The sequence below is a fragment of the Streptomyces sp. adm13(2018) genome, from assembly GCF_008042145.1.
In the GTDB taxonomy this organism is placed as follows: Bacteria; Actinomycetota; Actinomycetes; order Streptomycetales; family Streptomycetaceae; genus Streptomyces.
The window spans coordinates 1-6545 of the sequence record NZ_RDBH01000304.1; the positions used below are offsets into that span (position 1 = coordinate 1).

The 6545-nt window shown below is 74.9% G+C and carries 2 protein-coding genes; both read left to right on the forward strand.

Annotated elements, in window-relative coordinates:
* Nucleotides 1–5601, forward strand: a 5601-nt coding sequence (locus EAO70_RS36890) for a type I polyketide synthase (RefSeq protein ID WP_148007130.1), incomplete at its 5' end; no start/stop codon positions are given.
* 168 nt (nt 5602–5769) lie between these two features.
* Nucleotides 5770–6545, forward strand: a 776-nt coding sequence (locus EAO70_RS36895; protein ID WP_187284211.1) for a beta-ketoacyl synthase N-terminal-like domain-containing protein, incomplete at its 3' end; no start/stop codon positions are given.

Genomic DNA, 6545 nt, shown 5'->3' on the forward strand with positions numbered 1-6545 from the left:
ACCGCCGTCAACCAGGACGGCGCCTCCAACGGACTCACCGCCCCCAGCGGACCCGCACAGGAACGCGTCATCCGCGCCGCCGTCACCGACGCAGGAATCTCCTTCTCCGACGTCGACGCCGTCGAAGCCCACGGCACCGGAACCGTCCTCGGCGACCCCATCGAAGCCCAAGCACTCCTCGCCACCTACGGCAACCAGCGCCCCGACGACCAGCCCCTCATGCTCGGCTCCCTCAAATCCAACCTCGGCCACGCACAAGCGGCCGCAGGCGTCGGCGGCGTCATCAAAATGGTGATGGCCCTCCAGCACGGCGAACTCCCCGCCACCCTCAACGTCAGCAAGCCCAGCGAACTCGTCGAATGGGAAACCGGCAGCGTCGAAGTCCTCACCCAGCCCCGACCCTGGCCCGCCACCGAAGACCGCACCCGACACGCCGGCGTCTCCTCCTTCGGCATCAGCGGCACCAACGCCCACGTCATCCTCGCCGAAGCCCCCACCACCCGACCGGCCGTGTCCGGTGGCGAGTCCGGGGACGACGGCGCCACGCCCCTGTGGGTCCTCTCCGGCCGGACCGAGGCGGCGCTGCGCGCCCAGGCCACCGCGCTCGTCGACGCCCTGGGCGCCTCCGACGAGGTGTCCGTCCGCGACCTGGGCCGCGCCCTGGCCACCACCCGTACGGCCCTCGACCACCGGGCGGTCGTCACGGCCGAGGACCGGACCGAGGCCGTCGAGGCGCTGGCCGCGCTCGGCCGCGGCGAGACGCACTCCGCCCTGGCGGTCGGCACGGCCCGTCCGGACGACGGTCTCGCCTACCTGTTCACCGGGCAGGGAAGCCAACGTGTCGGCATGGGACGCGAGTTGTACGAGAGCGAGCCGGTCTTCGCCGCCGCCCTCGACGCGGTGTGCGCGGAACTCGACGCCCGGCGTGGCGAGGTGCCCGGCGCCCCGCCGATCCGCGACGTGATGTTCGGCGACGCCGACGCGCTCAACCGGACCGAGAACACCCAGTGTGCGCTCTTCGCCCTCCAGGTGGCGCTGTTCCGGCTGCTCGAACACCGGGGTTTGGCCCCGGACGCCGTCCTGGGCCACTCCATCGGCGAGTTCGCCGCCGCGCACGTCGCCGGGATCCTCACCCTGCCGGACGCCTGCACCCTCGTCGCCGCGCGCGGTCGCCTCATGCAGGCGCTGCCGGCCGGTGGCGCCATGCTGGCCGTCCAGGCCTCGCAGGAGGAGGTGCTCCCGCTGCTCGAAGGCCGCGGCCACGAGCTGAGCATCGCCGCCGTCAACGGCCCGCTGGCCGTCGTCGTCTCCGGTGACGTCGAGGCCGTCGAGCAGGTCGCCGGGGCGTTCGCCGCCACGGGCCGCAAGACGCGCCGGCTCGTGGTCAGTCACGCCTTCCACTCGCACCGCATGGACGGGATGCTCGACGCGTTCGCGGCCGTCACCGCGGGTGTCGCCCACGCGGAGCCCCGTATCACCATGGTGTCCACCGTCACCGGCGGACCCGTCGAGATCACCGCCGACTACTGGGTGCGGCAGGTCCGCCGGGAAGTGCGGATGTCCGACGGTCTGGCGGCGCTGCACGGCCTCGGGATGCGGACCTTCCTCGAACTCGGCCCCGACGGTGTGCTGTCGGCGCTGGGGCAGGACTGTCTGGACGACGCCTCGCTGGCCTTCGTGCCCGTGCTGCGCCGCGGCCGCGCCGAGGGCCGCACCCTGGCGGCCGCGCTCGGTGCCCTGCACGTCCGCGGTCGCGGCCCGGACTGGAACGCCGTGTTCGGCCCGGGGCCCACACCCGCCCTGCCCACGTACGCCTTCCAGCGGGAGCGGTACTGGCTGACCGCGCGCGGCCCCGAGGGCGCGGCCGGTCATCCGCTGCTCGGCCCCGCCGTCGAGCTCGCCGAGTCCGGGCAGGTCGTCCTCACCTCCCGGCTGGGCCGCCGTACGCACCCCTGGCTCGCCGACCACGCGGTCCTCGGTTCGGTGCTGCTGCCCGGCACCGCGTTCCTCGAACTCGCCGGCCGCGCGGGCTCGGCGACCGGGACGCCGCGGATCGCCGAACTCACGCTGCTCGCCCCGCTGGTGGTGCCCGAGGAGGGCCGCGTCGAGGTGCAGGCCGTCGTGGCCGCTCCCGGCGCGGACGGTCAGCGGGCGGTCACCGTGCACGCCCGTGCCGAGACTGCGGAGGGCGCGGTCGAGCCGTGGACCCTGCACGCCGCCGGCATGCTGGCCCCGCACGACGCCGACGCGCCCGCGCCGGCCGCGTACCCCGCCGAGGGCGAGCCGCTGGCCGTGGACGGCTGCTACGACGAGCTGGCCGGCGCCGGATACGCCTACGGGCCGGTCTTCCAGGGCCTGCGCGCCGCGTGGCGACAGGGCCAGGACCTCGTCGCCGACGTCGCGCTGCCGCCTTCGGTGACGGACGCCGCCTCGTACGGGCTGCACCCGGCGCTGCTCGACGCGGCCCTGCACCCGATCGTCATGACGGCGCTGGAGGACGGCAACCGGCGTCTGCTGCCGTTCTCGTGGCACGGCGTGACCGTGCGCCGGCCCGGCGTCCGCGCCGCCCGCGCCGTGATCACCGCCACCGGCCCGGACGCGGTGTCGCTGACCCTGTTCGACGAGTCCCGCGCGGTGGTCGCCGAGGTCGGGGAACTGGTGCTGCGCCCGGTGAGCGACGAGGTGGCCGTACCCCGGTCCCTGCTCCGGCTGGACTGGATCCCCGCGGCGGCGGACCCCGGACCGGTCCCGCCGGCCGTCGCCCTCGGCACCGCCGACCTGGGCGTCGGCACGCCGTACGCCGACCTCGCGGCCCTCGGCCGGGCGCTCGACGAGGGGCTTCCCGCTCCTGCGGTCGTCCTCGCCCCGCTCACGGACCTCGACGCCCACGGTGACGACGCGGGCGCCCCCCTCGGTCCGCCGACCGTCGTGCACCGGGCGCTCGCCCTGCTCCAGGAGTGGCTGGCCGACGACCGGCTCGCGGACTCCCGGCTGGTGCTCGTCACCCGGTCCGCCGTGGCCACGTCGGCGGACGCCGACGTCGACGCCGACGCCGCCGCCGTCTGGGGCCTGGCCCGGTCGGCGCAGACCGAGAACCCCGGACGGGTCGGACTCCTCGACGTGGAGTCGCCCGCGGACTGCCGTACCGCACTGCCGCTCCTCGCGGCCGAGCACCAACTCGCGGTGCGTGAGGCCGAGTCGCTGGTGCCGATGCTGGGCCGGGCTACGGCGGGCGGCTCGCTGGTGCCGCCGGCCGGGGGCCCCGCCTGGCGGCTGGCGATCCGCGAGCGCGGGACCCTGGACCACCTGGCGCTCGAACCCTGCCCGGAGGCCCTCGCCCCGCTCGCCGACGGCGAGGTGCGCGTCGCCGTCCGCGCCGCCGGCGTCAACTTCCGCGACGTCCTGAACACGCTCGGCCTCTACCCCGGCGACCCCGGTCTGCTCGGCCTCGAAGGGGCCGGTGTGGTCACCGAGGTCGGCCCGGGCGTCACCGGCCTCGGCGTCGGCGACCGGGTCATGGGCCTGTTCTCCGGGGCGTTCGCCCCGGTGGTCGTCGCCGACCACCGGCGGGTCGCCGTCATGCCCGCCGACTGGACCTTCGCGCAGGCGGCGTCCGCGCCCATCGTGTTCCTCACCGCCTACCACGCCCTGGTCGACCTCGCCGGTCTGTCCGCGGGCGAGCGCGTCCTGATCCACGCCGCCGCCGGCGGTGTCGGAATGGCCGCCGTCCAGCTCGCCCGGCACCTCGGGGCCGAGGTGTACGGCACGGCGGGACCCGGCAAGTGGGACGCCCTGCGGCCGCTGGGCCTGGAGGGCGCGCACCTGGCGTCGTCCCGCACTCTGGACTTCGAGTCGGCGTTCACCGCGGCCACCGGGGGCCTCGGCATGGACGTCGTACTGAACTCGCTCGCCGGTGAGTTCGTCGACGCCTCCCTGCGGCTGCTGCCCGGCGGCGGCCGCTTCGTGGAGATGGGCAAGACCGACCTGCGCGAACCGGCGCGCGTCGCCGCCGATCACCCGGGCGTGGCCTACGGCTTCTTCGACCTGCTCCAGGAGCCGACCGAGCGCATCGCCGAACTCCTCACGGACGTCCTGGCGTTGCTGTCGACGGGCGCGCTCACGCCGCTGCCGCTGAGCACCTGGGACGTCCGCCGGGCCCCGGAGGCGTTCCGCCACGTCAGCCAGGCACGGCACATCGGCAAGGTGGTCCTCACCCTGCCCCCGGCCCTCGACCCCGACGGCACCGTCCTGGTCACCGGCGCCACCGGCGCACTGGGCGGACTCGTCGCACGGCACCTGGTCGCCGAGCACGGGGCCCGCCGCCTGCTCCTGGTCAGCCGCCGCGGCGCCGAAGCGCCGGGCGCCCTGGAACTGGCCGCCGAGCTCACCGCCTCGGGCGCCGAGGTCACCCTCGCCGCCTGCGACACCGCCGACCGCGACGCGCTCGCCCGACTGCTCGACGGCGTACGGCTCACCGCCGTCGTCCACGCGGCGGGCGTGCTCGACGACGGGGTGATCACCGCGCTCACCCCGGAACGCCTGGACACCGTCCTCGCGGCCAAGGCGACCGCGGCCCGGAACCTGCACGAGCTGACCGCAGACCAGGATCTCGCGGTCTTCGTCCTCTTCTCCTCCGTCATGGGTGTCCTCGGAGGCGCCGGCCAGGGCAACTACGCGGCTGCCAACACCTACCTGGACGCCCTCGCCCAGTACCGCAGGGCCCGGCACCTTCCCGCGCTGTCCCTGGCCTGGGGCATGTGGGCGGACACCGCCGGACGACCGGGAGCGGCCGGCATGGCGGGCTCGCTGTCCGAGGCCGACCGCGGCCGGCTCGCCCGCACGGGACTCGCACCCATCGACCGGACGGAGGGCCTGGCCCTGCTCGACGCGGCACTCCGCCTGGACGCCGCCGTCCTCGTACCCGCTCCGCTCGACCGGGACGCCCTCGCCGCGCTGGACGGCCGCGTGCCGGCCGTGCTGCGGGACCTGGCCCCGGCCGCGCCGCGACCCGCCGAGGCGACGGCCACCGCCTCGGCGCCCACGACCGCGACCCTCCGCGAGCGGCTCTCCCCCCTGGGGCGGGCCGAGCGGGAGGAACTGCTCCTGGACCTCGTCCGGGCGCAGGCCGCCGCGGTACTCGGCCGCTCCTCCGCGTCCGGCATCGCCGCCGACCGGTCCTTCAAGGATCTGGGCTGCGACTCGCTGACACTCGTGGAGCTGCGCAACAGGCTGCAGACCAGCGCCGATCTGCGGCTGCCCGCCACGTTCCTCTTCAACCACCCCACGCCGACGGCCGTCGTGGTCCAGCTGCTCGCCGAACTCGTCCCGACCGAAGCGGAGTCCGTCGCCTCCGGCGATCCGGACACCATGCCGGGTCTGGTCGAACTCGACGGTCTCGAGGCGGCCTTGGCCGATCTGCCGGAGAACACCCGGGACGACGTACGGGAGGAGATCGTCCAGCGGCTCAAGGCCCTGGTCGCCCGCGTCCCGGCCCAGCGGACGCGGTCCGCCGAACCGGATCCGGCCGAACAGGATCTGGCCGCACGGGTCGAGTCGGCCTCGGTCGACGAACTCCTGGCGTTCATCGACTCCGAACTCTGATCCGGACTCCCACTCCCACCACGACTCCACCCGCGCTCCGCACGGACCGGAGCCCGGTCCACCCTTCCTGTCCGCCGCGCGCGGCACGCCCCGGCACGTCCCGGAGGCCTGCCGCGCCCGGACCGCGCACACGCACAGCTTCACGACGCCTACGGGGGCATCATCGCCATGACGACACCGGACAACGACAAACTCGTCGAATACCTCAAGCGCCTCACCGTCGACCTCCACCAGTCCCGTCAGCGGGTCCGCGAGCTGGAGGCCGGCACCAACGACCCGATCGTGATCGTCGGCATGGGCTGCCGCTTCCCCGGCGGGGTGGACTCCCCCGAGGGCCTGTGGCAGGTCGTCGCCCAGCAGCGCGACGTGATCTCCGGACTGCCGACGGACCGGGGCTGGGACCTGGACGCGCTGTACCACCCGGACCCGGACCACTCCGGTACGTCCTACGTGCGCGACGGCGGATTCCTGAGCGGGGCCGCCGAGTTCGACCCCGCGTTCTTCGGGATCGCGCCCCGTGAGGCGCTGGCGATGGACCCGCAGCAGCGACTGCTGCTCGAAGTGGCGTGGGAGGCACTGGAGCGAGCGGGGATCACGCCCGGCACGCTGCACGGCAGTGACACGGGTGTGTTCCTGGGTGCGATCGCCCAGGAGTACGGTCCGCGGCTGGGTGAGGCGGCGGCCGGTGCGGCCGGCTTCGGACTGACCGGAACGACGTCGAGCGTCGCCTCCGGCCGCGTCGCCTACACCCTCGGCCTCCAAGGCCCCGCACTCACCGTCGACACCGCCTGCTCCTCCTCACTCGTCGCACTCCACCTCGCCGTCCAGGCCCTGCGCTCCGGCGAGTGTTCGCTGGCCCTCGCCGGCGGCGTCACCATCATGTCCACCCCCGGCATCTTCATCGAGTTCTCCCGCCAACGCGGACTCGCCACCGACGGACGCTG